Genomic DNA, 25,100 nt, shown 5'->3' with positions numbered 1-25,100 from the left:
CACGGTTCGCGGGCTCGTTGCTTTATCGTGTCCGATTAGCACTCTTTGGTACTTGTGTGCCAACTGAGTTTTGGCGCATCCTCGAGAATCCACAGTTCGAGGACGGGCAAAGCCGCCCCCGTTAGCTCACGGGAGGCATCATGAGTACGAACGGACCCATCGGCATCACGCCGTTCCAGGCCCGCGGATCGCTGCGGGGGTTCGTCATCTCCGGACGTTGGCCAGACACCACCAGGGAATGGGCACAGGTATTGGTGCTCGCGGTGCGGGTCGCCTCATATCCGGGGCTGCTGACCACCTCGACCGTCTTCGGTGTGCGCGAGGAGCTACCGGATGATCCTGCGCCTGGCACCGTCGGGCTGGTCCTCGCCGAGGGGCCGGTGCTCGGTGACGAGGCGCTCGAACCCGGCCGGTTCGCCGATCATGTGCCACCGGCGCTGTTGATGCTGCATCCGCCCTCGGAGACCCGCCCGTCGCTGCCGGAATGTGTGGGTGTGGCATCGGGTTGTGTGCTGCTGCCCGGCGTCCCGCATCTGGGGTTGGAGCATCGGGCGGCGTGGGCCGAGGCCGAATCCGACGGCACGGTCACCTCTTTGGTGAGCCGAGTTGGTCTGGACCCGATCAGTGACCCCGATACCGCAGTACTGGCCATGCTGCTGGCGGCCTGATCTCGCAGCCTCGCACGGCCAGTGATGACCGCACAGTTCGGACAGCGGTCTGGCTCGTGCCACGGCATGTGATGGGGCCTGTCTAGTGGGACTGGCATTGGCCTTGCCACTTGCGATCGCCTTGACCCTCGCCCTGACGACTGTCGCGCACCGGTTCTCTGTGGCAGCCCACGGAATGCCGACCGGCGCCCAACCGTGCTGATTGCCGAGGACTAGCTCACTTCTGGATAAGAGTCGGCTGCCAGACCTGTCAGGGCACCCGAAACTCCGGAGTTGGGCCGCCAAACTTATTGTGCGCATTGCGATTTCGATTACAGCGGCTTGGCGTGCGTGCGCCAGCGGGGTACAGTCGATGGCAGCGAAGGGGAGTAGCCCGCAATCGCGCTGTCGACATACTGGCCCGCCGCCTCATGAGGGCGCGGACCCGGCCGCGTGAACCGGCGCAGATCCGGTGGGCGAGACCTTCGGCCGAGACAACCATTTCGTTGTCGGCCGGAGGCGTATCCGATCTCCCGGCCGACAGGCCGGAGCCCGGGAGTACACACCACATGATCGCGACGATATTGCTGAGCGTCGGAATCGTCTTTCTCGCCGAACTGGGCGATAAGTCCCAGCTGATGGCGCTGACGTTCGCGTTGCGCTATCGGTGGTGGGTGGTGCTCGGCGGCATTGCCACCGCGAGTGCGGCGGTGCATCTGATCTCGGTCGGCGTCGGCTATTTCCTCGGTACCGCGCTGCCCACCCGAGCCATCGCCCTGGTCGCCGCACTGACCTTCCTGGCCGTCGGCTTGTGGACGCTGCGCGAACATTTCGGCAGCGATGATGAAACGGCCGAACCCAAGCCGCCACGCGGTACGACCGCGCCGTTCCTCGTGGTCCTGTCCGCCTTCCTGCTCGCAGAACTCGGCGACCGGACCATGTTCGCCACTGCCGCCCTGGCCACCGATAACAGTTGGGTCGGCGTTTGGGTCGGCTCCACCATCGGCATGGTCGCCGCCGATGCCCTCGCCATCGCCGCAGGCATCCTGGTCGGCAAACATCTCCCGGAACATGTCATCGGCATCGGCTCCGGTCTGCTGTTCCTCTACTTCGGTACCGCGAGTCTGCTCGCCGCCACGCTCCCCGACCTCGGCATCGGCACCGGCGGCGCACTGGCCATCCTCGCACCGGCCGCCGCAGGCATTGCCCTGCTGATTCGAGCACGCCGCACTCGGCGCAATTCGAAACCCGTCGCGGTAGCTGAACTTGCCGAAGAGCTGCGCTGATCGCTACGGCCCTTACGCAGCATAGCCTCGCCGTATTGATCGCCGTGTTCCGAACACGACCGTTGGCGGCTCAGGCACGTACTCGCGCCTGACGCATCGCCTCGCCGTAGAGGTCGCCGCTGCGGCGGACCAGGTCGATCAGGGGTTCACGCAGGGATCGGAGACCCGGCAGGTCGTCGACGGCTATCCGGGCGGTGACCATGGCGCTGACGGCGGCGGCGAGGGTCTGGCAGGCGAAGCGCTGTTGGTCGGTGCGGGCGTCGAGGACGTCCGCGATCATCGCGACGAAGGATTCCTGCAGTTGGGCGCGACGGGCGACCGCCTTCGAGCCCACCGCGTAGACCTCGACGAGGTAGAGGCGGGCGTATGCGGGTTCGGCGATCAGCACGTCGAAGTAGGCCTCGAGGATGCGACCCATCCGGTCCGGATCGGCCGGGTTGGCCGAATCCCGCGCATCGCCGCTGATCGCATTCGAGATAGTCGAGATCAGCAGTTCGACGGCCCGCTCGTAGGCGGCCTCGAAACAATCCTGTTTGGAACGGAACTGCTCGTAGAAGGTCTCGCGGGAAACACCGGCCCGCTTCAGGATGGCCGCGACCGAGGTACCGACGTATCCGTTCTCGACCATCGCCTCGGCCATCGCACTCAAAATCCGCTCACGCTGCGAGGCGATCACCTCCTCCCTCGGCAGGCCGTGTCGCCCCCGTGGGAGTTGGCGTGCGCTGCTGGCGGATTCGGTCATTCAGTGGCTCCGAAGGTCGGGCGGGCGTTATCCGGCTATGCCGGTCGCTCCATTTTGCGGGGCCTGGCCGGTTGGTCTGTGGTGAAGCGCGCATCTTCGGTTCGCGCGATCTCCAGCGCCCGCGCCACCCCGCGGCGCAGCGCGATATCGATGACGCGCTGTGTGATCGGCCGGAACGGCAACGCCACCGCTACCCACCATGGCGATACCACCTGACGTTTGCGCCGGGCGATGGCACGCTCGACCGCATCGATCGCGGGACCGAGCGGTGCGACGCCGGACACCGTGGACCGGCCGAGAATGGCGCGCGCGGCGGCGGTACCGAAGCCGCGCGTGGTCATATCGGTATCGAGTTCGGCGAAATACGCGACACCTACCTTCGCACCGGTATGCCTGACCTCGTGCCGAAATGTATTGCCGAGCGCCTCCACTCCGGCCTTCGAGGCGCTGTATGCCCCAACCAACGGCAGGTTCACCGCCGCCGCCAGTGACGAAATGACCAGCGCGTATCCACTCGGATGACAGATGTGCGGTCCGGCGGCGCGCAGCGTGTAGTAGACGCCGAGCACATTGACCGCCAGCGTCTGCTCGATGACCGCCGGATCCCCGCCGAGCAGCGCCAATTGTCTGGCGATCCCGGCATTGGCCACCACCACATCCAGCCCGCCGAGTTCGGTGACCAGCGTGCTCACCACCCGCTCCACCTGCCCGTGATCGGCGATATCGCAGTAACGCCACGGTGCGTCCCCGCATTCGCGCGCCACCTCCGCGAGCAGGTCCGCCTCCAGCCCGAGCAGGGCTACCTTCGCCCCTTTCGCATGCAACTGCCGCGCCAATGCGGCCCCGATGCCGCGCGCCGCGCCGGTGATCAGAATCCGGCGCCCGCTGACCGACGCGGCGGAAAACAGCTGCCCACCTGTCACCTGGCTACCAACCCTGATCGAGTCGCTCCGCGATGCTGCATAGCTGCGACGATACCAGCCGCGAACACATATGTTCGCAAATAATTTTCCGTTTATCGGGCCGTGCTATATGCAGCGGATATCGGGCGCGAGGGAGCCGTGATCGGCCTCTCACACGCCACCGGTTAGGGTGCAATTGACGAAGGGCCAACTGGCTGTCACGAACGAGAGGACCATCGTGGAGATTTCGGGTTCCGCCGCCATCATCACCGGAGGCGCATCCGGCCTCGGCGCCGCCACTGCCAAGCGTTTCGCCGATCTGGGCGCGACCGTCTTCGGACTCGACGTACCTCAATCCATCGAGCGCGCCGGGGATAATGTGCCCGACGGCGTCACCCTGATCCCCGCCGACGTCACCAGCAACGACGAGGTTTCCGCCGCGGTCGCGCAGGTCGTCGAATCCGGTGCGCCGCTGCGCATCGTGGTCAACTGCGCCGGTGTCGGCTGGGCCGGGCGCATCCTGTCCAAGAACGGCCCGCACGATCTGGAACTGTTCCGCACCGTCATCACCGTCAACCTGCTCGGCACCTTCAATGTGATGCGCCTGGCCGCCGACGCGATCGCCAAGGCCGACGCCGTCGACGAATACGGCCAGCGCGGCGTGATCATCAATACCGCTTCGGTCGCCGCATTCGAGGGTCAGATCGGTCAGATCGCGTACTCGGCCTCCAAGGGCGGCGTGCACGGGATGACCGTCCCGGCCGCGCGTGACCTGGCCCAATTCGGCATCCGCGTGAACACCATCGCCCCCGGCATCATCGACACCCCGATGCTCGCCGGTGTCACCGACGAATACCGCAAGGGCCTCGAGGCGGGTGTACCGTTCCCGTCGCGCCTCGGCCGACCGGACGAGTACGCGCAGCTGTCGCAGTACATCGTCGAGCACGACTACCTCAACGGCGAGACCATCCGCATGGACGGCGCCCTGCGCATGGCCCCCCGCTAACGAGCCTTCCGCCTCCCGGATATTCAGGCCGAAGCAGTTGGGTGCCACGATCGGTGGTCGTAGACCAGCGATCGGGCACCCATTGGGCTTTCGGGCGTACCCGATGAGGGTACCGATGCACTCACGAAATCAGTTGGCGCGCTGGGCTCCTGCGGAGCCCAGCGTTTTTGTGACTGGGCTCAGGAGGTCGGTTTGTGGCCGATGCCGAGGAATGCCGTGGTGGCCAGGGGTTTGTTCGGGCGGTAGTTGACGGCGAGATAGGCGCGCATGAGGGCGACGCGTTCGGCCCAGACCTCCTCGCCGACGGTGCGGCGCATGAGCAGCAGTGGGGCACTGCTGCGCGCCATGGTCTCCCACATCTCGTCGACATCGGCGAAACTCAGTGTGCTGGTATGGCGTTGGATGCTCACCCCGGCGAAGCCCGCGGTGCGCATCTCGGTCGCGAAGACCTCCGGATTTTCCAAAGTGAGGAAGTTGGGTTGGGGCTCGGAGATGGTCGGATCGGCGGCGGCGAAGGCGCCGAACATCATTCGCATGAGCGTCGACTCGGCCACCGGCGCCCAACTCGACACCACGGCGGTGGCACCGGGACGCAGTACCCGGAACAATTCGGCGAAGCCCTTGGCCCGATCCGGGAAGAACATCAGCCCGAACATCGAGAAACCGGCATCGAAGCTCGCGTCGTCGAACGGCAGCGCCTGCCCGTTCCCCACCCGCGCGTCGATATTGGTCAGCCCGGCGGCGCGGGCATCCTCGGTGAGTCGCTGGATCATCGGCTCGGAGAAGTCGATGGCCGATACCCGCGCGACCCGTTCGGCGGCGGGCAGACTCAGCGTGCCCGGCCCCGCCGCCACATCGACCACGTGTGATTGCGCCGAAAGACCGGCGAGTTCAAGGGCATGGGCGGAGAAGGGCGCCATAATCGCGGGGCCGAATTCGGCATATCCGTCGGCGACGAGATCCCACGGTTCGGCGGCGGCAAGCGGGTTACCAGACATCAGCTGACGATCCTTTCGACCGTCCAAGGCTAACCGGGCGATACCCCCGGGGCCTATCAACTCCGGCCGAACACGTTGTGCGCGAAGCAGATCAGATTTCGCGTTCGAAGGTGATCAGGTGATGTCCGGGTCCGTTGTAGTCACGCACCGGTCCGGCGACCGTGAAGCCGAGGTGCCGGTGGAAGCCGATCGACTCGTCATTGCCAGGCGAGGTGATCGCCTTCACGATATGGCGGTCATTTGCCCTGGCTATCGCGAAGAACCGCTCGTAGAGCTCACGCGCGAGACCGCTCTTGCGGGACTGTGGATCGACGCCGACGAAGTGGATGTAGGCCTCATCGGATTCCGACGGCGAGAGGAAGCCGATCAGGAAGCCCGCCAGCCAGTCGGTCGGTTCCCGCCGTCCGGCCCCGGGCACCTCGGCGACCAGGCTGGTTCGATAGAAATGATCGAGGAACAACCTGGGCAGGTGCGTCAACACCGAGCGCCCCCACCAATCATCGATGACGGTGGCGATGGCGTCGTAGTCATCGGCACGTGCGGCCCGGATGACCGGTCCGTTCGCATTCGGCACGTTAGCTAGCCCGCCTCCCCGCATATTCAAGCCAGATCAAGTGCCACGATAGTCGCGTTGGCGTTGCGGGTCGTCGCAGACCTGGTGAGCGGCTCACACAGGTTGGAACCTATGTGAGCCGCTCACTGGTTATGTGTCACCCATTCTTCGCAGGTCGACCTTCAGAGCGTGCGGGTCAGGCGCTCGGTGAGGATCTGGGCGAAGCGGGCCGGATCCTCGAGTTCGCCGCCCTCGGCGAGAACCGCTGTGCCGTAGAGCAATTCGGCGGTCTCGGTGAGTTCGGGAACCTTACCCGCGTCGGCGTCGTCCTTGCGGGTGTCGTAGGCGTCGCGCAGGCCGGTGACCAGCGGGTGGGTCGGATTGAGCTCGAGGATCCGCTTGGACTCGGGGACCAGCTGACCGGAGGCGCGGTACATGCGCTCCAGCATCGGGGTGAAGTCGAAGACATCACCGACGAGGCAGGCCGGCGAGGTGGTGAGCCGGTTGGTCAGGCGCACCTCCTTGACGTTTTCCAGAGTCTTGCCGAGCCAGCCGAGCAGTTCGGCGAAGTCCTTGTCCTGCTGTTCGCGCAGCGATTCGGTGGCCTTCTTCTCCTCCTCGGTCTCCAGATCGACCTCGCCCTTGGCGATGGACTGCAAGGGCTTGCCATCGAATTCGGTGACCGAACCGACCCACATCTCGTCGACCGGATCGGTCAGGATCAGCACCTCGCGGCCCTTGGCCTTGAAGGCCTCCATGTGCGGGGAGCTTTCGACCTGCTGACGGGTCTCGCCGGTCATGTAGTAGATGGCGTCCTGGCCATCCTTCATCCGCTCGACGTAGGCGGCGAGGGAGGTCAGCTCGTCCTCGGAGTTGGTCGAGGCGAACGAGGACACCTGCAGCAGCGTCTCGCGGTTGTCGAAGTCCGAGAGCAGGCCCTCTTTGAGGACACGCCCGAACTCCTTCCAGAACGTCTGGTACTTCTCCTGATCTTCGGCACCCTGCAGTTCCTTGACCGTCGAAAGCACCTTCTTCACCAGGCGCTTGCGAATCATCTGGATCTGCCGGTCCTGTTGCAGGATCTCGCGGGAGACATTGAGCGACAGATCCTGCGCGTCCACCACGCCCTTGACGAAGCGCAGGTATTCCGGCATCAGCTCTTCGCAGTTGTCCATGATGAACACCCGCTTGACGTAGAGCTGCACGCCGCGCTTGTGCTCGCGGGTGAACAGATCGAACGGCGCGTGCGAGGGAATGAACAGCAGCGCTTGGTACTCGAAAGTACCCTCGGCCTTCATCGGGATGATCTCGAGCGGATCGTCCCAGCCGTGGCTGACGTGCTTGTAGAACTCCTTGTACTCCTCGTCGCTGACCTCGCTCTTCGGGCGGGTCCACAGCGCCTTCATGGAGTTGAGCGTCTGCTCCTCGAGAATTGTCTTCTCGGTCTTCTCCTCGCCCTCCCCCTCGGTGACGGTCCGCTCGACCTGCATGCGGATCGGCCAGGCGATGAAGTCGGAGTACTTCTTGACGATCTCGCGGAGCTTCCACTCCAGGGTGTAGTCGAAGAGGTGGTCGTCCTCGTCCGGGGTCTTCAGGTGCAGTGAGACGGCGGTGCCCTGCGGTGCCTCGTCGAGGGTTTCGATGGTGTAGGTCGAGCTGCCCGCGGCCGACTCCCAACGGGTCCCCTCCGTCTCGCCGGCCTTGCGCGTGGTCAGGGTGACCTTGTCGGCGACCATGAAGGTCGAATAGAAGCCGATACCGAACTGGCCGATCAGCTCCTCGGCGGCTGCCTCGGATTTGGCCTCGTTCAGCTTCTTGCGCAGCTCCGCGGTGCCGGATTTGGCCAGTGTGCCGATCAGATCGACCACCTCGGCGCGGGACATGCCAATGCCGTTATCCCTGACCGTCAGGATCCGGTTGTCCTTGTCGACCGCCAGCTCGATATGCAGATCGGCGGTGTCGACGTGCAGATCCTTGTCGCGGAAGGACTCCAGCCGCAGCTTGTCCAGCGCGTCGGAGGCGTTCGAGATCAGCTCCCGCAGGAACGTGTCCTTGTTGGAGTAGACCGAATGGATCATCAGCTCGAGCAGCTGATGGGTTTCTGCCTGGAACGCGAGTTGTTCGACGTGCTCTGTCACGTCGCGATGGTACCGCTGCGCCTATCCGACATCCGCCGACATCTGCCCGAAGTCGGCGAGTCCGGGCACTTCGATGTCGGCACGGTGCGGATCATCGGCCCGTGTGGGCCGTGGATGCATCCATTCGCGCAGGACCATGGTGGCCCGCACATCGTCCTCGTTGTACTCCAGCAGCCGGGTGCGCTGGCTCGGATCGGGTTCGCCCTCGTAGCCGACGGCCAGCCGATACCAGCTCATCGACGCCTCGCCGCCCGCCTCCGGGTCACGCCAGGAGAATCCGGCCACCGGCGCGATCTTCTTGAGCCCCTTGCCATTCGGGCAGATGAACTGATCGGAGACGGCCTGGAACATATCGACCCACTGCGGTCCGTCGACGAAGGCGCGGACCTGCTCGACCGTCGGCACCCCGGGCCGCCCCGCGAACCGGCGTGCCGATTCGTAGAGCCACTTGTCCTCTGCTGTGCGCGAATAGCAGTACGCGGCGAAGGTTTTCCCGGAGGCGACGGCCTCGGCACGGACGGTCATCAGCCAGGTCCAGAATTCGCCGAAGGAGCGGCCCTCATCCTCGGTGGGCAGCGGATCCCAGGTGACGAACGGGCGGTACACGCCGTCGAGCAGCGTGCCCCAGAGGTATGCGCCGTACTCCTGAAAGCTCTCCAGATCGACATCCACCTCGACATCGGCACGACGCACCCAGACCCGCTCGACCCGGCGCACCAGTGGTGCACCCGCGAGCCAGGCGCGTGCGGTCACCACGGCCTCCTCGAAGGGGCCGTGCTGCCAGTCCTCCGGATCGTCGCCGACCCAGGCGGCAAGATCGTCTATGGTTTCGACACCGTGACCGCGCAGCACCTCGGCGCGGGAACCGGGCGCGACCAGGCTCACGTCCCGATGTTCGATCAGCCAGCCCTCGCAGCTTTGACCCGCGACCCGCGCCTCGTCGGCGGGCGCTTTGCGCGTCCACCACGGGCACTGGCGGCATTCGGGCACCTTCGACGGAACCGTCGGCAATTCCCCGCGCACCACCGCGATTCGATCGGCGTAGCGCCGGTCGTAATCGGCGAGCAGCGGGCCGAGATCGTGCACCAGAATGCGGTCGAAGTGGTAGCCGATCACGCCACCGACCAGCGCCGGACTGGCCAACCCGTGCCGCTGCAGCATCCGGTACAGATGCGCGAGCCGTTGTTGATCGCGGGGCTGCGGGCGCAGTTTGCGATGCGGATCCGGTTGCGGATCCCAGTGATACGGATCCGAGGTGGTCGGGTGGAAATCGGCCGGTTCGGGCTGACGCGGATCGGTGACCTTGTGATTGACCACTATGACCGGAATGTAGCCGCCGCGATCGCGATCGCGCAGCAGGATCTCCGAGCCGCCGCGGCGGCCGGTATCCGGTTCCTGCGGCAGCAGTCCGCCCCAGATATGTTGCGCGCCTTCGGCACACGCGCGCATCGTGGCCGCGGCCCGCTCCCCGGCGCGCAGCGTCGGATCGATCACCACCCAGTTGTCCGGATCCGCGGCGATCAGCGCCTCACGCACCCGGGTTCGATGCGCGGAGGCGGCCTCCCGGCGCTGCCGGACCCCGGCATCCTCGATCACCCCGGTCAGCAGGACCGGATGGGCGGCGTTCAAATGCAAGCGGTGCCGACACCCGATCAACGCTCTGGCATCGACGAACGCGGTCGGCTCAGCGGGCATCGGCGCAGCGCTCGGCTCGGTCTGCCGCTCGTCGGCTACGCCTTCGTGATTGCGACCCTCGCGGTCACCGCTGCCCGAATACACATACGCAGTATGGTCCAGACCCCTGACAACTCCGTGATCGCATGACGCGACGTCGCGTAGTACACCCTGAAGTCGCGTGGTACACGTACGGGCCGCGTGATAGACCTATGCACTGGTAGTCCTGCAACGGATGATTCAATATCACTCAACCCGTTCGGAGCGAGTCTTACGAGCGACGTTCGCGGCCCGTCTCGCGTCCGAGTCGTCGAAGCGCATGCGCCGCAGGCGCGAGTCTCGACGGCTCGGACGCGAGACACCAGGGGCCGCGAACACGCAGCGCCGCAGGCGCTGCAAATCAGACACAGGAGGGCCTCGATGGGGTTGTTCACGAAGCGCAAGCGGCGGCCGAGCCGCAGGGCCGAGGCGAAGGCTCTCAAGCACAAGGCCGCCATGGAGGCGAAACTCGGCGCCAAGAACGACCGCAAGGCCCGCCGCGCGGAGGCCCGCACCCAGAGCAAGGTCGCCAAGGCGCAGATCGCCGCATTGCAGGCCGAGGAGAAGGCCGCACTCAAGGTGGCCGCCAAGGCTGAGCGGGATCCGTTCACCGCGAGCCAGGTCCGCAAGTACCTCGGTGTCGCCCGGGTGCTGGTGCCTGTGCTCGCACCGCTGGCCTACCGCGCCGCGACCTACATCCGCGGGCAGATCGACACCCGTCGGGCGCATCAGCTCGGCATCGGCGTCGAACAGCTCGGCGATTTCAGTGGTCACGGCGGTCGGCTGCAGGCGCGGATCGCCACTACCGAAGCCGCCCTCGACAAGATCGGCACGCAGTCCAACGACAAGGCGAGCAAGGGCGAGACCCAGAAATTCGTCGCAGCCACCCAGGATCGACTCGGCAATCTGACCGCCGCGATTCGGACCGCGGAGCAGATGCCGGCGCCGCGCCGTCGCTCCGTGCACGCGTCGATCTCGAGCGAGCTGTCCGGTATCGAGGCAGACGTCTTGGCGCGCCTCGGCGTCAGCTGATCCACCCGATGTCTTCCGGCCAGCCCTCCGGCAGTCCGCGTGGCTGCCTGGTCGGCGGCATGGTCGGTGCGCTCGCCATCGCCGCACACGGTGCGGCCGGTGGCGGATTTCCGGATTCGACCGAATCCGCTCTGCTGCTGCTTGTTTCGGCGTTGTCGGGTTGGGCCGCGGGGCGGCTCCAACAGCGCAGCGACCGCCGGTGGGCCGTACTCGGTGCGCTCGCACTCGGACAGCTCGCTGGGCATGCGGTGCTATCCGGGTTGATCGACCACACCCACACCCATACCGGCGCACCGCAACTCGAGCCGTATCTGCCCTCGAGCTGGATGTTGTCGGCGCACCTGATCGCAACGCTCGGCTGCGTTGCACTGATCCTGCTGGCCGAGCGGCTCTATGCGATGGCGTCCAGCGTCATTCGCGCGGTTTTCGCCAACGGATCACCGCTCGCGCTCGCCAGCCCGGTTCGCTGGTCCGATCCACTTCCGCGGCACTACCGCTTTCATCCGAACGGCGCGATCGGTCCGCGCGCGCCACCGGTGTCGGCCTGACCCGCCACACCCAACTCCCTTCGGACAGAAAGCACTTCATTATGCGTACGCAGATCACGCGCGCCTGCACGGCCGTGGCCGCCGCCGGTTTCGTTCTCCTCGCGGGCGGCACCGCCTCCGCACATGTCACCGCCGACGCACCCGGCGCGACACAGGGTGACTACTCGGTGATCACCTTCAAGGTCCCGACCGAATCGGAAACCGCGAACACCACCGCGCTCACCGTCGCCCTGCCCAACCTCAAGAGCGCCCGCACCGAACCCATTCCGGGTTGGAGTTCCAAGGTCGACCGCAATGACAAGGCCGAGGCCACCTCGGTCACCTGGACCGCCGATCCCGGCATGCCCGGCGTGCGTCCCGGCCAGTTCCAGCGCTTCGTCCTCTCGGTCGGGCCGCTTCCGACCCAGGACGAGGTCAGCTTCCCGGCCACCCAGACCTACAGCGACGGCAAGGTCGTCAAGTGGGATCAGCCCATGGGCGCGGACGGTTCCGAACCCGAACATCCGGCACCGACGCTCACCCTCGCGGCGGCCACCGGCGACGGCCATGACGGCCATCACGTCGGCGGTTCGGCTGCCGCCCAGGAGAAGTCGAAGGACACCGACAACACCGCGCGCTGGCTCGGCGGCATCGGTCTCGCACTCGGACTGCTCGGTGTCGCGCTCGGGCTCGGCAATGTGATCCGCGGACGCCGGGCATGAGTGCCACCGCCATGCGTCGCATGGTCGCCGGGCTGGTCGCGGGCGTGCTCTTGCTGAGCATGGGCGCGCTCGCGGCCGGAACGGCGGCGGCCCATTCCACGCCGGTCAGCAGCGTGCCCGCCGATGGCACGAGCATCGAAACCGGTCCGGAGCGGGTGAGCATCACCTTCAACGAGCCACTGCAGGAAAGCTTTCCGGCACTCACCGTGGTGGGGCCGGACGGGAATCTGTGGTCCAAGGGCGATCCGAAGGTGGATGGTCCCACCGTGAGTGTCGCGGTCGGCGAACTCGGTCCGACCGGCGTCTACAAGATCGGCTACCGAGTCACCTCCGCCGACGGCCACCCGGTCAAGGGCGAGCGGACCTTCACCCTGACCAAGGCGGGCAACGGTACCCCGGGCCCGAAGGCCGACGCCAAGAACAACTCCGCGGGTGGTGACGATTCCAACGGAATTCCGCTGTGGGTCTTCATCATCGGCGCGGTCGTCCTGTTCGGCGGTGGCCTGGCCTTCGCCCTGTTCGGCGGCAGGAGCCGCAAATCGCCACGGTGAGAAGAGCACACGGGTGAACAAGGTGCAGCCGACGACCGGCGGCGGAAATGCGCAAGCTCTGCTGCTGGTCGTCCCGGCCGGGTTGCTCGGGGTGGCGCTCGCGCTGATCCTGGCCGTCCCGGCTCCCGCACAGACCGAGAGCGTCATCCGGGTGCTCGCGGACTGCACCGGGGCGACCGTGCTCGGGCTGGCCGCATTGCCCCGGTTGCACGATCGACTGCGGCCGCCGTGGCGGATGGTCGCGGTGCTGGCCGGGATCTGGTGTGTCACCGAATTCACGGTGCTCGCCTTCGAGGCGGCCGCCGTAGTCGGCGTGCCGATCGGCGACCTCAGTGCTGGGCAGTTCGGTAATTTCCTGGTCGAGATCAGCGCCGGGCAGGTCGGCATCGCGGTGCTGATCGGCAGCGGTGCGGTCGCCTGCTATGCGGCGATGGCCTTCCGGCGACCGGACACCGCATCGGCGGATCTGGTGCTGGTCTTCACCGCGGTGTCGTTGGCGTTGCGGCCGATCACCGGTCATATGTCGCAGCAGACTTTCGGCTCGGTGCTCGCGGCGGTGCACGCGCTGGCGGCGGCGTCCTGGTTCGGACTGCTGGTCGCGCTGGTACTGGTGGTGCGCACCCGGGGTGAGTGGGCGGTGACGCTGCCCAGGTACTCAGCGGTGGCGCTGCCACTGGTCGGGATTGTCGCGGTCACCGGCGTGGTCAACGGCTTGGTGCGGGTCGGCGGGATCGCCGCGTTCGCGACGACCGGCTACGGCCGCATTCTCCTCGCGAAAACCCTTGTGCTGGTTGGGCTGCTGGCGCTGGGCTGGTGGTGGCGCCGGAGCTGGGTACCGCGGGCGACGGGACATCGGATGTCTGCCGAATCCTCGCTGCGGCGCGCGGTCATCGAGGTAGCGGTGATGGCGGTGGCCTTCGGACTGGCGGCGACCCTGGCGGTCACAGCCTGACGCTTGCAAATGCAAGCACCCGCTGGGAACCCGTTACAGTTGTGCCCATGACCGAGGTGAAGATCGTCGAGGACTGTGTGGCGTCTGCCGAAACAGCCTTCGCGTATGTCAACGACTACCGGAATTTGTCGCGTTTCATCACCGAGGTCCAGGACTTCACGCCGATCACCGACCAGGTCGAGGGCGTCGGCGCGACCTTCGACGGCACCATCAAACTCGGTCCCGCCTCGTTGCATTCGCGTCTGCGCGTCGTGCGGTGGGAGGAGAACTACGCGATCGCGGTGAGGTCGATCAAGGGCTTCGAGATCGAATCGACCTTCCTGTTCCACGCCAAGGGCACCGATAGCTGCACGGTCGACGCCATTGTCGACTATCGCGTGCCTGGCGGAATCGCGGGCAAGGTGCTCGGCAAGACCATCGAGCCGTTTGTGAAGATCGCGGTCAAACACTCCACGCACAACCTGACCACCCAGATCGCCGAATTCCACGCCAGCGGAAAGGGCTAGCCGGAACTTGTCCTGGTCGGTCCCGCCAGAGGATGCTTGGCACCATGGCCGACCGAACAACACCGACATTTCCGCAGCGCATCGCCTACATCTGCGGACGCACGCTGCCGCGGTCGATGTCGGCGTGGGTACTCGAGGACCTCACCGGCCCCGGTGCGGCACGGCGCTATCTGATGCGCTTCCTCATTCCGATGATTCCGGTACTGAGTCTGTTCCTGCTGGTGCCGGGACCGAAATGGATGGGCCTGGCGATGATGGCGCTGCTGTATCTGCCACTGATCTATTTCACCGCGGCACTGATGTATGTGTATCGCAGGGCGCGTCTGGTCAAGCATGGCCTCGATCCGGCATTGGCCGACTCCGCGTCCAGCAAGCGTGCCGAAACCGAGCGGCTGGCCTACGAACGCCGCCACGGTCGCGCCTGATTTCGGCTGCCGAATATTCGCCGAACCTGGCGGTGACGCATCTCACGAGCATAGCCTGAACATATGAAACGCCCCACGATAGGCCAGCGGATCTCTTACGATCTCGGCCGCGAGCTCCCCGAGGAGCTGCACGAGTGGGTCATCCACGACCTCGTCGGGCACGGGGCCGAGGTGCGCTATCTCGTCCGGTTCATCGTTCCATTCATCCCACTCTTGCTGGTCCCGCTGCTGTTCCCCGGGCCGATCGCGCTGAAGATCGGCGTGATCATCATGATGCTCGTGCCGCTGGTCGTGTTCACTGTGGCGCGCAGCTATGTCTGGCGCCGCTATCGGATGAGGCAGCACGGCCTCGATCCGCAATGGATCGACCACAACAAGATGCGCGAAACCGAGCGAATCAAGTACGAGATGCATTACGGGCACCGCTAGCGAACTGCTTGCAGGTCGCTCGAAGGGATCAGCCCACGGACGCAAAAAGTCCAGCAGCCCCGGCAGACCAGGTGGTCCGTTCGGAGTCGACTGCGGCCCGAACTCTAAGCTGGCACTCGTGACCGAATCGCAAAAGACCACTGCTACCGCGGATCTCGCCGACGAAATCGGCCCCGAAATCCGTAGCTGCGATACGCAGTTCATCCAGTTCGGCGGGCGCGCGGAGTTCTCCGGGCGCATCACAACGATCCGCTGCTTCCAGGACAACCTGCTGGTCAAGCAGACGCTGAGCGAGCCGGGCAACGGCGGCGTGCTCGTCGTCGACGGCGGCGCCAGCGTGCACACCGCACTGGTCGGCGACATCATCGCCGGACGTGGTGTGGCCAACGGCTGGTCCGGCGTCATCGTCAATGGTGCGGTGCGCGACTCGGCCATCCTGCGCACGCTCGATATCGGCATCAAGGCGCTGGGCACCAACCCGCGCAAGAGCACCCAGACGGGCAGCGGCGAGCGCGATGTCCCCGTCGAATTCGGTGGTGTCAGCTTCGTCCCAGGTGAAATGCTCTACTGCGACCACGACGGCATTGTCGTCCGTGCCGAAGACTGAGCGACTAGACCGCGGCCACCCTCGCCTTGTGACCGGCGATGGCCACAATGTCGCCGACATGCAATTGCCGGCCGCGACGCAGTTCCACCTCCTCGTTCACCCGTACCAGACCCGCGGCGATCACGGTCTTGGCCTCCGATCCGGAATCGATCAGATTGGCCAGCTTGAGGAACTGACCGAGTCGAATGACGTCGTCATCGATCGGCACATCGACTGCATCGGACATGGGATACATCCTTACTCCGTCGCCGTCGAACCGGAAATCCCGCCCCCACCCGCGGTGCGAACGACGGACCCGGAGACGGTGGCGCACAGTAGCCGTGAACACCGCGAATCGAACACAGGCGACCGAAACGCATGAATGACGCGCCCATAACCGACATGCCCGGGTGGTCTTGGAGCACCACCACCGCGGCACCGTACACACTGGTGCTGTGACAACCATGCACGCCGGGCAACACATCGACACCGAAGCACCCTCGGAGCGATCGGCACCACCGGTTCCGCATCGCGGGCACGGACGGTTGCGCGAGGTCCCGCACATCGCGGGTCTGCTCCTCGGTGTGTTCGCCGTGCTCTGCTTCCTGTGGAGTCTCTCGCCCGGACTGCGCTATCTGAGCCATGTACCGCGTCGCTATATCGACCTGTACTACTTCGACGCACCCGATACCAGCCTCGTGTGGGCACTGGTAGTCGGTCTGCTCGCGGGGGCGACGGCCAGTCGCAAGCGAATCGCCTGGTGGTTGCTGGTCGGCTATATCGCGCTCTATGCCCTGGCGAACGTGCTCGAATTCCTCGACGAGGCCAATATGCACGCGCTCGTGGCGGCGGCGGTGCAGATCGCCGCGATCGCCGTGCTGCTCGCGTCCTGGCGGGAGTTCTACACCAAGGTGCGCCGAGGCGCGGGCTGGAAGGCGCTGGGCGTACTGGCCGGCGGCCTAGCGGTCGGGTGTCTGCTCGGCTGGGGTCTGGTGGAACTGTTCCCCGGTTCATTGCCGCGCGGCGTGCAGCGGCCGCTGTGGTCGGTCTATCGGGTGACGGCCGCGGTGCTGGTGGACAACGAACATTTCGACGGTCATCCGCGCCCGTTCGTCAACTTCCTGCTCGGCCTCTTCGGCGCCATCGCACTGTTGGCCGCGGTGGTCATCCTGCTGCGCTCGCAACGGGCGGGCAATGCGATGACCGGAACCGACGAATCCGCGATCCGCGGTCTGCTGGAGCGTGCCGATGTCGAGGATTCACTCGGCTACTTCGCGACTCGGCGCGATAAGGCGGTGGTCTTCGCGCCGAGCGGCAAGGCGGCACTGACCTATCGTGTCGAATTGGGCGTTTGCCTCGCCAGTGGCGATCCGATCGGCATTCGCGGGGCTTGGCCGCAGGCGATCGATGCATGGCTGCAGCTTGCCGACCAATTCGGTTGGGCTCCGGCGGTGATGGGCGCGAGCGAACTCGGTGCGACGGCGTATCGGCGGGCCGGACTTTCGGCGCTGCGCCTCGGCGATGAGGCAATTCTGGACACCAGATCCTTCTCGCTCGCGGGCCCGGAGATGAAGCAGGTCCGGCAGGCCGCGAATCGGTTGCGCAAGCACGGGATCACCGTGCGCATCCGCCGCCATCGCGATATTCCGGCCGCGGAGTTCCGGCAGGTGATCGCTCGTGCGGATGCCTGGCGCGATACCGAAACCGAGCGCGGCTTCTCCATGGCGCTCGGACGCCTCGGCGATCCGCTGGACGGCGACTGTCTGCTCGTCGAAGCGGTGAATTCGCAGGAGCGGGTGCTCGGCATGCTCTCACTGGTGCCATGGGGACGCACCGGCGCGTCACTCGAGCTGATGCGCCGAGATCCACATGGCCCCAACGGTGTCATGGAGCTGATGATCTCCCAGCTCGCGTTGGCCTCGGAACAGCATGGGATAACCAAGGTTTCGTTGAACTTCGCGGTGTTCCGCTCGGTCTTCGAGGAGGGCGGCCGCATCGGCGCCGGACCGGTGCTGCGGCTGTGGCGCGGTGTGCTGCTGTTCTTTTCGCGCTGGTGGCAGTTGGAGGCGCTGTACCGGTCGAATGTGAAGTATCAGCCGCACTGGGTGCCGCGGTTCTTCCTGTTCGAGGAGCGCAGGCAACTACCCCGGGTGGCCATGGCCAGTGCGCTCGCCGAGGGCTTCCTACCGCGGTTCGGCAAGGAACCCGAAACCATTACCCACACCGGTCTGCACAGTGCGGTACCGGCGGGCATCACCGGACTGCACGCCGACGGCAGTCCGCCGGACCTACCGGATAACGTTGGTGTGGAACTACTTCCGCGCCGCCCGGAACAGGTACGGGTGCGCATGGACAAGCTCGACCGGCTCACGGCCGCCGGAGTCGATGCCTATCCGGTCGCCTATCCCCCGACGCATACCGTCGCGGCGGCGCGTCGTTCGCCGCGCGGCACCACCGTGCGGGTCTGCGGCCGGCTGTTGCGCATCCGCGATTACGGCGGTGTGATCTTCGCGGTGGTGCGGGACTGGACCGACGATATCCAGCTCGTCATCGATCGCGATCGGGTCGGCGCCGGACGCAGCGCCGAATTCGGCGAATTCTTCGACCTCGGTGATCTCATCGAGGTCAGCGGTCAGATCGGGCACAGCCGCCGCGGCGAGCTTTCGCTGCTGGCCGCGGACTGGCGGATGATCGGCAAATGCCTGCATCCGCTGCCGGACAAGTGGAAGGGCCTGGCCGATCCCGAGGCCAGGGTGCGTCAGCGCTACGTCGATATGGCGATCAATCCCGAGGTCCGCGAGGTGCTGAGTAAGCGCACCGCGGTGGTGCGCTCGCTGCGGGATTCATTGAATGCCTGGGGATATCTCGAGGTGGAGACCCCGATCCTGCAGAAGGTGCACGGCGGCGCCAATGCGACACCGTTCCTCACCCATATCAATGCCTACGATCTGGATCTGTATCTGCGGATCGCGCCCGAGTTGTATCTCAAGCGGCTGTGCGTCGGCGGTATGGAAAGGGTGTTCGAAATCGGGCGCAATTTCCGCAACGAGGGTGTGGACTTCAGCCACAATCCGGAGTTCACCAGCCTGGAAGCCTATGAGGCACATGCCGATTACGAGCGAATGATGCAGCTGGCGCGCCAACTCATCCAGAACGCCGCACAGGCGGCCAACGGTTCGATGGTCGCGCTGCGCCCCAAGCCGGACGGCTCGTTCGAAGAGGTGGACATCTCCGGTGAGTGGACGGTGAAGACCGTGCACGGCGCGGTATCGGAGGCGCTCGGCACCAAGATCACTCCGCACACCACGCTCGAAGAACTGCGCGAACTCTGCGATCAGGCGCAAGTGCCCTATCAGCACGGTTGGGATACCGGACAGGTCGTGCAGGAGATGTATGAGCATCTGGTCGAATCCCATACCGAGAAGCCGACTTTCTACATCGACTTTCCCACCTCGGTCTCCCCACTGACCCGCGCACACCGCAGCATTCCCGGCGTGACCGAGCGCTGGGATCTGGTCGCCTGGGGCGTCGAATTGGGTACGGCCTACAGCGAACTCACCGATCCGATCGAACAGCGCCGCAGGCTCACCGAACAGTCGATGCTGGCGGCCAACGGCGATCCAGAGGCCATGGAGCTCGACGAGGACTTCCTGCAAGCGCTCGAACATGCGATGCCGCCGACCGGCGGATTGGGAATGGGCGTGGATCGCATCGTCATGTTGATCACTGGACGCAGCATTCGCGAAACGCTGCCATTCCCATTGGTGAAACCGCGCTGAAACCTGCATATCGAAATCATCACTCTGAAGGATTTCCAAACATAGGAAAGGCTTCCCAGACGGTATTCGCCCACTACGCTTGACAACTCGGCCCCGGGAGGAGGCCGGTACCTTCGACAATGGGATGCATATGTACCTTGATCTGCTGACCAATACCGCTTTGCTGGACCCGCAGGTATGGGCGAGCGCGGACACTTGGACCAACTCCGACACCGTCGCATCCGCAGTGGAATTCGCGGCCAAGAAAAAGAAGAAGAGCAGCAGTGGGCTGCTCATCGGCGGCATCTGCTGCCTGGTCGTCGTCGCACTGATCGTCGGCGGCATCTACCTGCTGACCCAGCGCAAGAAGCAGCAGTAAGCCCACGAAAAGGCCCGGTTCGCGATCGCGAACCGGGCCTTTTCGGCATTTCCGGACTAGATGGCGGTGCGTTCGGAGGCCACCTCGGCTTCGAGCAACAGCTCGTCATCGAGTTGATCGTGCGGCTGCGTCGGGACCGACTTCAGCACCACCACCGCCGCGACCAGCGCGGCGACCACCAGTGCGGCGCCGATCCAGAACGCCAGCTGGAATCCGTTGGTGAGCGCCACATTTGCCGCGACACCGTCCTTCAGCAGATGTTCGGTCTTGCTCGCCGACAGGGTGGCGAGCACCGCCAGACCGAGCGCGCCGCCGACCTGCATGGTGGTGTTGGCCAGGCCCGAGGCCAGTCCGGCCTCCTGCGGCTCGACCCCCGACATCGCCAGATTCATCAGCGACGGGAAGGCCAGACCCGCGCCGGTGCCGAACAGGGCCATCGGACCGAAGATATTGAGCCAGTAGTTGCCGTCCACCGGCGCCTGGGTCAGCCAGAGCAGCGCGACGAGAATCAGCAGCAGACCGGGAATCAGCACCTTGCGGGCGCCGAACCGTATCACCAGATGTTCGGAGTAGCGCACCGACAGCAGACCCATGATCGCGGCGACCGGGAAGAAGGCGGTGCCGAGTTGGATCGGCGAATAGCCGAGCACCTGCTTCAGGTACAGCGAACCCATGAAGAACATACCGAACATGCCAGCCACGGTGAGCACCTGGATCACATTGGCGCCGGACAGATTCCGCGAGCGGAAAATCTTCAGCGGCATCAACGGGGTGGCCGCCGTCGCCTCCCGCGCGATGAATCCGGCCAGCAGCGCCAGCGCGGCCGCACCGAGCCCGAGCGTGACCGGATCGGTCCAGCCGTATTCGGCGGCTGGCTTGACGATCGTGTAGACGCCGAGCATCAGCGCCGCCGTGATCAGCACGGCGCCGGGGACATCCGCGCCGTCCTTAAGTCCGGCACCCTTGTCTTTGTCCAGAATCTTCAGCGCGCCGAGGCCGACCGTAATGCCGATCGGCAGGTTGACCAAGAAAATCAGCCGCCAGTCCAGCGCGGTGAGGAAACCGCCGAGCAGCAGACCGATCGCACCGCCGGCCGATGCGACGAAGGCATAGCGACCGATGGCCTTGGCCTGCTCGCGCGGATCCGGGAACATCGCGAAGATCATGCCGAGAATGACCGCCGAGGTCATGGCACCACCGATGCCCTGCAGGAAGCGGGCCGCGATGAGAGTCACCTCGTTGACGGCCGCACCACACAGCGCCGAGGCCAGGGTGAAGACCACCAGACCGGACAGGAACATGGTGCGGCGACCGATGAGGTCACCGAGTCGGCCGGCCAGCATGAGCAGCCCGCCGAAGGAGATCAGATATCCGTTCACCACCCAGGCCAGACCCGATGCGGTGAAGCCGAGGTCGGTCTGGATATCCGCCAGCGCGACATTCACGATCGTCGCATCGAGCACGATCATCAGCATGCCGCCGCACAACACATAGAGGGCGAGCCAGCGCTTGCTGTCCGCACCGGAGGGGGCGTCCCCCACCTGTCTATGTCGTTCTTTTGCTTCCGTCACCACAGACGCCTTCCACCCGAAGATCGTTACTGTGGCACGCTAGCAATGGCTAGTCCTAAAAGACAACTATTTAATTCAGTTGAAGAATCGACTGATATGCTGTAGTCCATGACTATTGCCCCGGAGCAGCGCGCCAAGCGCAGCTACCACGACGCCTGCGGTGCCGCCCGCGCACTCGACCTCGTCGGCGAACGCTGGTCCCTGCTCGTCGTGCGCGAATTGCTCCTAGGCCCCAAACGCTTCACCGATCTGCGCGCCGGACTGCCCGGCATCAGTCCCAATGTGCTCTCCCAGCGCCTCGAGGAACTCGTCCAGATCGGCGTCGTACACAAACGCAAGCTGCCGCCGCCGGTCGGCGCCGCCGTCTACGACCTCACCGATTGGGGTCGCGAACTCGATGACGTGATCGTCGCGCTCAACCGCTGGGGCTCCCGCACCCCGAACAGCTACAGCTGCTCCGATATGTCGACCGATTCGCTGATGGTCACCCTGCGCACCTTCTTCCAGCCCGAGCAGGCGGCAGGCGTGCACGCCGACTACGACCTGTACTTCACCGGGTCCGATTCCGGCACAGACGAATTCCACGCGGTCGTCGCCGACCAGACCCTGAGCGTCAGCCGTGGCGCGACGGGTACTGCAACCGTCGCCATCCACACCACCGTCCCGGCGTTCATATCCGTCGCATTTCACGGGCGTCCGCTGGCCGAGGCCTTGCGGACCGGCGACACGAAGATCAGCGGCGACTATGCAGCGGCGGCACGATTCATCGACTTCTTCGAACTCCCCCCGGAGTGCACGACGAAGCGATGAACATGATTGCTCGAACCGGTTCTAGGGCCGGAGTCGTTGCTAGAGCCGATCGATGTCGCTGAGGTCTATCTCGATCTTGAAGGGTGTACTCAGCTGCAGTCGCTCGTGGTGAATGCCGGTGAGTGCGTAGAGGGATGTGGCTGGGTCGAGTTCATAGACGTAGACCACCGGTCGCCCATCGGCATTCTCGATACGCCAGAAATGCGGGATTCCTGCCTGGGCATAGAGCTGAGGCTTACGCTCTCGATCACGTGTCTGCGATTCCGCGGACACGACCTCTATCGCCAATACGACGTCCTCGGCGTTATAACTGGTCGCCGAAGGATCGCTGGTGGCGTTCGCGCGTAGTACCAACACGTCCGGCTCCGGGCGCTGGTTACGGCCGAGCGTAACCGTCATCTCGCGACGCACCCGCATGCCCTCCGGCGCAAAACGGCGAAGCATGTTCTCCAGCAACGAAATCACCAGCATGTGAAACTCCGCCTGCGGGCTCACGAAGACAAGACTCCCGTCGATCAACTCGGTATGCGGAGGCAGGTCGGGCAGGCGGTCCAGGTCCTCGGCGACAAAACCGCCCGGCGGCGGGCGCAGCCACTGCGGAAACGGTTCGACGGTCATGGCTTCGAGTATGGCACCCATACGTCGCTTACTCCCCCTAGTGCGAATGAACACCGATCGTACGGCAGAGTGGGCGAGGTGCAGTTGATATTCGTTCGTCATGCGCAGCCACTGCGGGTGCAAGCCTCCGATGGACGAGCCGATCCCGGGTTGGCGCCGGTCGGCCTCGAGCAGGCCGAACGGGTGCCTGCGGCATTGGGTCAGCATCGGATCAGCCGGATCGTGAGCAGTCCGCAGCGGCGGGCGCGGGAAACGGCCGAGCCGACCGCGGCGAAGCTCGGGCTGCCGGTGGATGTGATCGATGATCTCGCAGAATACGATCGCGACCTGCCCGCATACATTCCGATCGAGGATGCCAAGGTCGAATTCTCGGCCGTCTACGAACGGATCAAATCCGGACATCTGCCCGAGCAGATCGATGGGCCGGCCTTCACCACCCGGGTGCGTGACGCCGTCACCTCGATCGCCGCGCATACCGATCCGGCCGATACGGTGGTCGTCTTCGCACACGGCGGGGTGATCAATGTGCTGCTGCAAGATGTGCTCGGCCTGGCCCGGCCGCTGACCTTCCCGATCGACTATTGCTCGATCACCCGGATCCTGTTCTCCCGCAGCGGCCGCCGCACAGCGGCGACCATCAACGAGAACGGCCACGTGTGGGATCTGTTGCCGCGCAACATCTCACAGCAATCCTGACGGCTATTCACAGACACCGGCGTTCACAGCCGACTGCCAGACAGATCCCACCCCAATCCCAGTGACGGAGCCTTGTATTGGTCCGGTGAGCCGCCGCAGCGACTCACAGTCCGAGGAAAGGAATCCGTTTTGCTCTCCAAGACATCGACCTCCTTCAGGCGGGGCTTCGCTCGCATTGCGATCGCAGGCGCGCTGGCCGCGGTTCCGCTCAGCGCGCTCGCGGTCACCGCATCCGCGGCGACGGCCGATTCGACCGTGCCGACGGTTCAGGCAGCATCGGATCAGATTCCGTTGCAAGGCGCAGATATCGACCGCCACCACCATGGTGACTGGGACGGACAGCGCGGCGACCATGACGACCGCGGCCCCGGCGATTGGCACCATGGACCCGACAATCAAAACAACGGCCCCTGGCAGCCGCCGATTGTGCCGCCAACCGGTTCGGCTGGCTAGTCGGCCCAGAACCGTTGGACACAGCGAAGGCCACCCCTCCAGACCGGAAGGGTGGCCTTCGCTTTTGCTTCGGGAACTACCGCCCTGGGATCAGGCCATGCCCGCGATCCAGTTGTGCATCCAGGAGATCGCGGTCTGACCGCCGCCCACCGGGTAGCTGCCGTAGAGCGTATGGGCGTGCGAGTTGTAGAAGCGCTCCAGATCCTTCGCCCGCTGCTGGTTGGCGGAATCGGTGAGCTGCGACTGCAGCGTCGGGATGCCGCCGAAGTTCATCAAATCGTTCATGATGGCCCCCGCCTCGAGCTGATAGCGCCAGAGGTTGGCCGGATTCGCCTCGGAGGTCTGGGCGAGGAAGCCGGCGAAGCGGGTCACGAAGTCGTCGGTCGCGGTGGCGCAGTAGAGGTCGTCGAGCGCGCAGATGGTGCGGGTGCGGTCGCTGAGCCAGCCGAAGCCGCCGACCCGAGCACCACCGGCGCCCGCGCCGGGCGCGACCGGTCCGACCTGGATGTCGGTGGGCGAACGGCGCGGATCGGAGATCAGGCCGACACCCGCGATCCGGTCCGCCGGAATCGGGCTCAGGCCGGTGCCGATTTCGGCGGCGAGATCGCCCGCCGCATCCGCGCCCTGGCTGTAGCCCACGATCGCGATCTTGGTGCCGCCACAGCTCTGCGCCATCTCGGTGGCCAGGCCACGGGCGCGATCGGTCGCTTCCTTCTTGGACGCGCCGTAGACATCGCCTTCCCACGGGAAGGCCGTCGCGGCATAGGTCACGTAATCGACGTCCACCGACCGGGGCAGATGATTGGTGACACCGGACAGCATGCCGGGCTGCGGCGTCTTGTCCTTTCCGGTCTCCCAAGTACCCGGAATCGCGACCACATAGAGGCTCGGGCAGCCCGGATCGGCCGTTACCGAACCGCTACCAAGGACTACGCCGGATGCAACAGCCGCGCACGCACCGATGGCGGCGGCAACCTTCTTCAACCGCATACTGCTCCAGTTCAAAACATCGCCCCTTGCGAGAGCAAGCACCGACAGTTGTTGTAACCGTGCTGACCTCGGCGGATGTCGGTCCAGTGCACACCGGCTCACCCACCGGT

Annotated in this window: 27 protein-coding genes; 17 read left to right on the top strand and 10 right to left on the bottom strand. The window is 65.4% G+C overall.

Annotation, left to right across the window (positions count from 1 at the left end):
- Positions 1 to 140 precede the first annotated feature (140 nt).
- Positions 141 to 668: a peptidase gene (locus tag ACQP2U_RS00395; RefSeq protein WP_433712817.1), complete on the top strand. Its 528-nt coding sequence runs from the start codon at positions 141 to 143 to the stop codon at positions 666 to 668.
- 548 nt (positions 669 to 1,216) lie between these two features.
- Positions 1,217 to 1,933: a TMEM165/GDT1 family protein gene (locus ACQP2U_RS00390; protein WP_433712815.1), complete on the top strand. Its 717-nt coding sequence runs from the start codon at positions 1,217 to 1,219 to the stop codon at positions 1,931 to 1,933.
- A gap of 70 nt (positions 1,934 to 2,003) precedes the next feature.
- Here ACQP2U_RS00390 and ACQP2U_RS00385 read toward each other — a convergent pair whose 3' ends face one another.
- Complete coding sequence (locus tag ACQP2U_RS00385) at positions 2,004 to 2,675, bottom strand: TetR/AcrR family transcriptional regulator (protein ID WP_433712813.1); 672 nt, start codon at positions 2,673 to 2,675, stop codon at positions 2,004 to 2,006.
- Between the two features lie 35 nt (positions 2,676 to 2,710).
- Positions 2,711 to 3,598 (bottom strand): SDR family NAD(P)-dependent oxidoreductase, encoded by an 888-nt coding sequence (locus ACQP2U_RS00380; protein ID WP_433712811.1) that lies wholly within the window; start codon positions 3,596 to 3,598, stop codon positions 2,711 to 2,713.
- Positions 3,599 to 3,815: 217 nt separating this feature from the next.
- Between ACQP2U_RS00380 and ACQP2U_RS00375 the strand changes: the two genes are divergently transcribed.
- The gene (locus tag ACQP2U_RS00375) at positions 3,816 to 4,583 is read left to right on the top strand and encodes an SDR family NAD(P)-dependent oxidoreductase (protein WP_433712809.1); all 768 of its coding nucleotides are present in this window, start codon (positions 3,816 to 3,818) and stop codon (positions 4,581 to 4,583) included.
- A gap of 179 nt (positions 4,584 to 4,762) precedes the next feature.
- Here ACQP2U_RS00375 and ACQP2U_RS00370 read toward each other — a convergent pair whose 3' ends face one another.
- The 4 genes from ACQP2U_RS00370 to ACQP2U_RS00355 form a co-directional block, all read right to left on the bottom strand.
- On the bottom strand, positions 4,763 to 5,581 hold the full coding sequence (locus ACQP2U_RS00370) for a class I SAM-dependent methyltransferase (protein ID WP_433712807.1): 819 nt from the start codon (positions 5,579 to 5,581) through the stop codon (positions 4,763 to 4,765).
- 91 nt (positions 5,582 to 5,672) lie between these two features.
- Positions 5,673 to 6,155, bottom strand: a complete 483-nt coding sequence (locus tag ACQP2U_RS00365; protein WP_433712806.1) for an N-acetyltransferase family protein — start codon at positions 6,153 to 6,155, stop codon at positions 5,673 to 5,675.
- 161 nt (positions 6,156 to 6,316) lie between these two features.
- Positions 6,317 to 8,272 (bottom strand): molecular chaperone HtpG, encoded by a 1,956-nt coding sequence (gene htpG, locus ACQP2U_RS00360; RefSeq protein WP_433712804.1) that lies wholly within the window; start codon positions 8,270 to 8,272, stop codon positions 6,317 to 6,319.
- Between the two features lie 21 nt (positions 8,273 to 8,293).
- Positions 8,294 to 9,967, bottom strand: coding sequence for a TM0106 family RecB-like putative nuclease (locus ACQP2U_RS00355; RefSeq protein ID WP_433716789.1), 1,674 nt, complete (start codon positions 9,965 to 9,967; stop codon positions 8,294 to 8,296).
- Between the two features lie 399 nt (positions 9,968 to 10,366).
- Between ACQP2U_RS00355 and ACQP2U_RS00350 the strand changes: the two genes are divergently transcribed.
- The 9 genes from ACQP2U_RS00350 to rraA all read left to right on the top strand — a co-directional run bounded on the left by ACQP2U_RS00350 (position 10,367) and on the right by rraA (position 15,736).
- Positions 10,367 to 11,017, top strand: a complete 651-nt coding sequence (locus tag ACQP2U_RS00350; RefSeq protein ID WP_433712802.1) for a DUF6474 family protein — start codon at positions 10,367 to 10,369, stop codon at positions 11,015 to 11,017.
- An 8-nt stretch (positions 11,018 to 11,025) separates the two neighbouring features.
- Positions 11,026 to 11,565, top strand: coding sequence for a hypothetical protein (locus tag ACQP2U_RS00345; RefSeq protein WP_433712800.1), 540 nt, complete (start codon positions 11,026 to 11,028; stop codon positions 11,563 to 11,565).
- A 41-nt stretch (positions 11,566 to 11,606) separates the two neighbouring features.
- Entirely contained in the window at positions 11,607 to 12,266 is a 660-nt protein-coding gene (locus ACQP2U_RS00340) for a YcnI family copper-binding membrane protein (protein ID WP_433712798.1), read from the top strand.
- Entirely contained in the window at positions 12,263 to 12,817 is a 555-nt protein-coding gene (locus ACQP2U_RS00335; protein WP_433712796.1) for a copper resistance CopC family protein, read from the top strand. Before ACQP2U_RS00340 ends, ACQP2U_RS00335 begins: the two co-directional genes overlap by 4 nt.
- A 22-nt stretch (positions 12,818 to 12,839) precedes the next feature.
- Positions 12,840 to 13,769: a CopD family protein gene (locus tag ACQP2U_RS00330; RefSeq protein WP_433716788.1), complete on the top strand. Its 930-nt coding sequence runs from the start codon at positions 12,840 to 12,842 to the stop codon at positions 13,767 to 13,769.
- Between the two features lie 47 nt (positions 13,770 to 13,816).
- The gene (locus tag ACQP2U_RS00325) at positions 13,817 to 14,275 is read left to right on the top strand and encodes an SRPBCC family protein (RefSeq protein ID WP_433712795.1); all 459 of its coding nucleotides are present in this window, start codon (positions 13,817 to 13,819) and stop codon (positions 14,273 to 14,275) included.
- A gap of 44 nt (positions 14,276 to 14,319) precedes the next feature.
- Positions 14,320 to 14,700 carry a DUF5313 family protein gene (locus ACQP2U_RS00320; RefSeq protein ID WP_433712793.1) on the top strand — a complete coding sequence of 127 codons (381 nt, stop codon included), beginning with the start codon at positions 14,320 to 14,322 and terminating at the stop codon, positions 14,698 to 14,700.
- Between the two features lie 63 nt (positions 14,701 to 14,763).
- Positions 14,764 to 15,129 (top strand): DUF5313 family protein, encoded by a 366-nt coding sequence (locus ACQP2U_RS00315; protein ID WP_397040002.1) that lies wholly within the window; start codon positions 14,764 to 14,766, stop codon positions 15,127 to 15,129.
- Positions 15,130 to 15,247: 118 nt separating this feature from the next.
- Positions 15,248 to 15,736: a ribonuclease E activity regulator RraA gene (gene rraA / locus ACQP2U_RS00310; RefSeq protein WP_433712791.1), complete on the top strand. Its 489-nt coding sequence runs from the start codon at positions 15,248 to 15,250 to the stop codon at positions 15,734 to 15,736.
- Positions 15,737 to 15,740: 4 nt separating this feature from the next.
- Here rraA and ACQP2U_RS00305 read toward each other — a convergent pair whose 3' ends face one another.
- Positions 15,741 to 15,962 carry an RNA-binding S4 domain-containing protein gene (locus ACQP2U_RS00305; RefSeq protein WP_397040006.1) on the bottom strand — a complete coding sequence of 74 codons (222 nt, stop codon included), beginning with the start codon at positions 15,960 to 15,962 and terminating at the stop codon, positions 15,741 to 15,743.
- A gap of 217 nt (positions 15,963 to 16,179) precedes the next feature.
- Here ACQP2U_RS00305 and lysX point away from each other — a divergent pair, with 217 nt between their 5' ends.
- The gene (gene lysX, locus ACQP2U_RS00300) at positions 16,180 to 19,494 is read left to right on the top strand and encodes a bifunctional lysylphosphatidylglycerol synthetase/lysine--tRNA ligase LysX (RefSeq protein ID WP_433716787.1); all 3,315 of its coding nucleotides are present in this window, start codon (positions 16,180 to 16,182) and stop codon (positions 19,492 to 19,494) included.
- Positions 19,495 to 19,573: 79 nt separating this feature from the next.
- Positions 19,574 to 19,852: a hypothetical protein gene (locus ACQP2U_RS00295; RefSeq protein ID WP_433712789.1), complete on the top strand. Its 279-nt coding sequence runs from the start codon at positions 19,574 to 19,576 to the stop codon at positions 19,850 to 19,852.
- A gap of 56 nt (positions 19,853 to 19,908) precedes the next feature.
- On the opposite strand, the gene ACQP2U_RS00290 is transcribed toward ACQP2U_RS00295, so the two are convergent.
- Positions 19,909 to 21,423, bottom strand: coding sequence for an MFS transporter (locus tag ACQP2U_RS00290; RefSeq protein ID WP_433712788.1), 1,515 nt, complete (start codon positions 21,421 to 21,423; stop codon positions 19,909 to 19,911).
- A gap of 108 nt (positions 21,424 to 21,531) precedes the next feature.
- Here ACQP2U_RS00290 and ACQP2U_RS00285 point away from each other — a divergent pair, with 108 nt between their 5' ends.
- Complete coding sequence (locus tag ACQP2U_RS00285; RefSeq protein ID WP_433712786.1) at positions 21,532 to 22,233, top strand: winged helix-turn-helix transcriptional regulator; 702 nt, start codon at positions 21,532 to 21,534, stop codon at positions 22,231 to 22,233.
- Positions 22,234 to 22,272: 39 nt separating this feature from the next.
- On the opposite strand, the gene ACQP2U_RS00280 is transcribed toward ACQP2U_RS00285, so the two are convergent.
- Positions 22,273 to 22,851, bottom strand: a complete 579-nt coding sequence (locus tag ACQP2U_RS00280) for a Uma2 family endonuclease (RefSeq protein ID WP_433712783.1) — start codon at positions 22,849 to 22,851, stop codon at positions 22,273 to 22,275.
- A 78-nt stretch (positions 22,852 to 22,929) separates the two neighbouring features.
- On the opposite strand from ACQP2U_RS00280, the gene ACQP2U_RS00275 reads away from it, so the two are divergent.
- Both ACQP2U_RS00275 and ACQP2U_RS00270 read left to right on the top strand, forming a co-directional pair.
- Positions 22,930 to 23,547 carry a histidine phosphatase family protein gene (locus ACQP2U_RS00275; protein ID WP_433712781.1) on the top strand — a complete coding sequence of 206 codons (618 nt, stop codon included), beginning with the start codon at positions 22,930 to 22,932 and terminating at the stop codon, positions 23,545 to 23,547.
- A gap of 129 nt (positions 23,548 to 23,676) precedes the next feature.
- On the top strand, positions 23,677 to 24,000 hold the full coding sequence (locus tag ACQP2U_RS00270) for a hypothetical protein (protein ID WP_433712779.1): 324 nt from the start codon (positions 23,677 to 23,679) through the stop codon (positions 23,998 to 24,000).
- Positions 24,001 to 24,090: 90 nt separating this feature from the next.
- On the opposite strand, the gene ACQP2U_RS00265 is transcribed toward ACQP2U_RS00270, so the two are convergent.
- Complete coding sequence (locus ACQP2U_RS00265; protein ID WP_433712777.1) at positions 24,091 to 24,990, bottom strand: cutinase family protein; 900 nt, start codon at positions 24,988 to 24,990, stop codon at positions 24,091 to 24,093.
- Positions 24,991 to 25,100 lie beyond the last annotated feature (110 nt).

Source organism: Nocardia sp. CA-084685 (genome assembly GCF_050955785.1).
In the GTDB taxonomy this organism is placed as follows: Bacteria; Actinomycetota; Actinomycetes; order Mycobacteriales; family Mycobacteriaceae; genus Nocardia.
The sequence above is the reverse complement of the archived record's forward strand: the minus strand, read 5'-3'. Positions and strand labels throughout refer to the sequence as shown.

Coding starts and splice junctions, on each gene's coding strand:
- ACQP2U_RS00340 (WP_433712798.1), top strand. CDS start 11,607: ATGCGTACGCAGATCACGCGCGCCTGCACGGCCGTGGCCGCCGCCGGT.
- ACQP2U_RS00335 (WP_433712796.1), top strand. CDS start 12,263: ATGAGTGCCACCGCCATGCGTCGCATGGTCGCCGGGCTGGTCGCGGGC.
- ACQP2U_RS00285 (WP_433712786.1), top strand. CDS start 21,532: ATGACTATTGCCCCGGAGCAGCGCGCCAAGCGCAGCTACCACGACGCC.
- ACQP2U_RS00390 (WP_433712815.1), top strand. CDS start 1,217: ATGATCGCGACGATATTGCTGAGCGTCGGAATCGTCTTTCTCGCCGAA.
- ACQP2U_RS00370 (WP_433712807.1), bottom strand. CDS start 5,581: ATGTCTGGTAACCCGCTTGCCGCCGCCGAACCGTGGGATCTCGTCGCC.
- ACQP2U_RS00315 (WP_397040002.1), top strand. CDS start 14,764: ATGAAACGCCCCACGATAGGCCAGCGGATCTCTTACGATCTCGGCCGC.
- lysX (WP_433716787.1), top strand. CDS start 16,180: ATGCACGCCGGGCAACACATCGACACCGAAGCACCCTCGGAGCGATCG.
- ACQP2U_RS00265 (WP_433712777.1), bottom strand. CDS start 24,990: ATGCGGTTGAAGAAGGTTGCCGCCGCCATCGGTGCGTGCGCGGCTGTT.
- ACQP2U_RS00320 (WP_433712793.1), top strand. CDS start 14,320: ATGGCCGACCGAACAACACCGACATTTCCGCAGCGCATCGCCTACATC.
- ACQP2U_RS00325 (WP_433712795.1), top strand. CDS start 13,817: ATGACCGAGGTGAAGATCGTCGAGGACTGTGTGGCGTCTGCCGAAACA.
- ACQP2U_RS00280 (WP_433712783.1), bottom strand. CDS start 22,851: ATGACCGTCGAACCGTTTCCGCAGTGGCTGCGCCCGCCGCCGGGCGGT.
- ACQP2U_RS00355 (WP_433716789.1), bottom strand. CDS start 9,967: ATGCCCGCTGAGCCGACCGCGTTCGTCGATGCCAGAGCGTTGATCGGG.
- ACQP2U_RS00305 (WP_397040006.1), bottom strand. CDS start 15,962: ATGTCCGATGCAGTCGATGTGCCGATCGATGACGACGTCATTCGACTC.
- ACQP2U_RS00345 (WP_433712800.1), top strand. CDS start 11,026: ATGTCTTCCGGCCAGCCCTCCGGCAGTCCGCGTGGCTGCCTGGTCGGC.
- ACQP2U_RS00395 (WP_433712817.1), top strand. CDS start 141: ATGAGTACGAACGGACCCATCGGCATCACGCCGTTCCAGGCCCGCGGA.
- ACQP2U_RS00385 (WP_433712813.1), bottom strand. CDS start 2,675: ATGACCGAATCCGCCAGCAGCGCACGCCAACTCCCACGGGGGCGACAC.
- ACQP2U_RS00350 (WP_433712802.1), top strand. CDS start 10,367: ATGGGGTTGTTCACGAAGCGCAAGCGGCGGCCGAGCCGCAGGGCCGAG.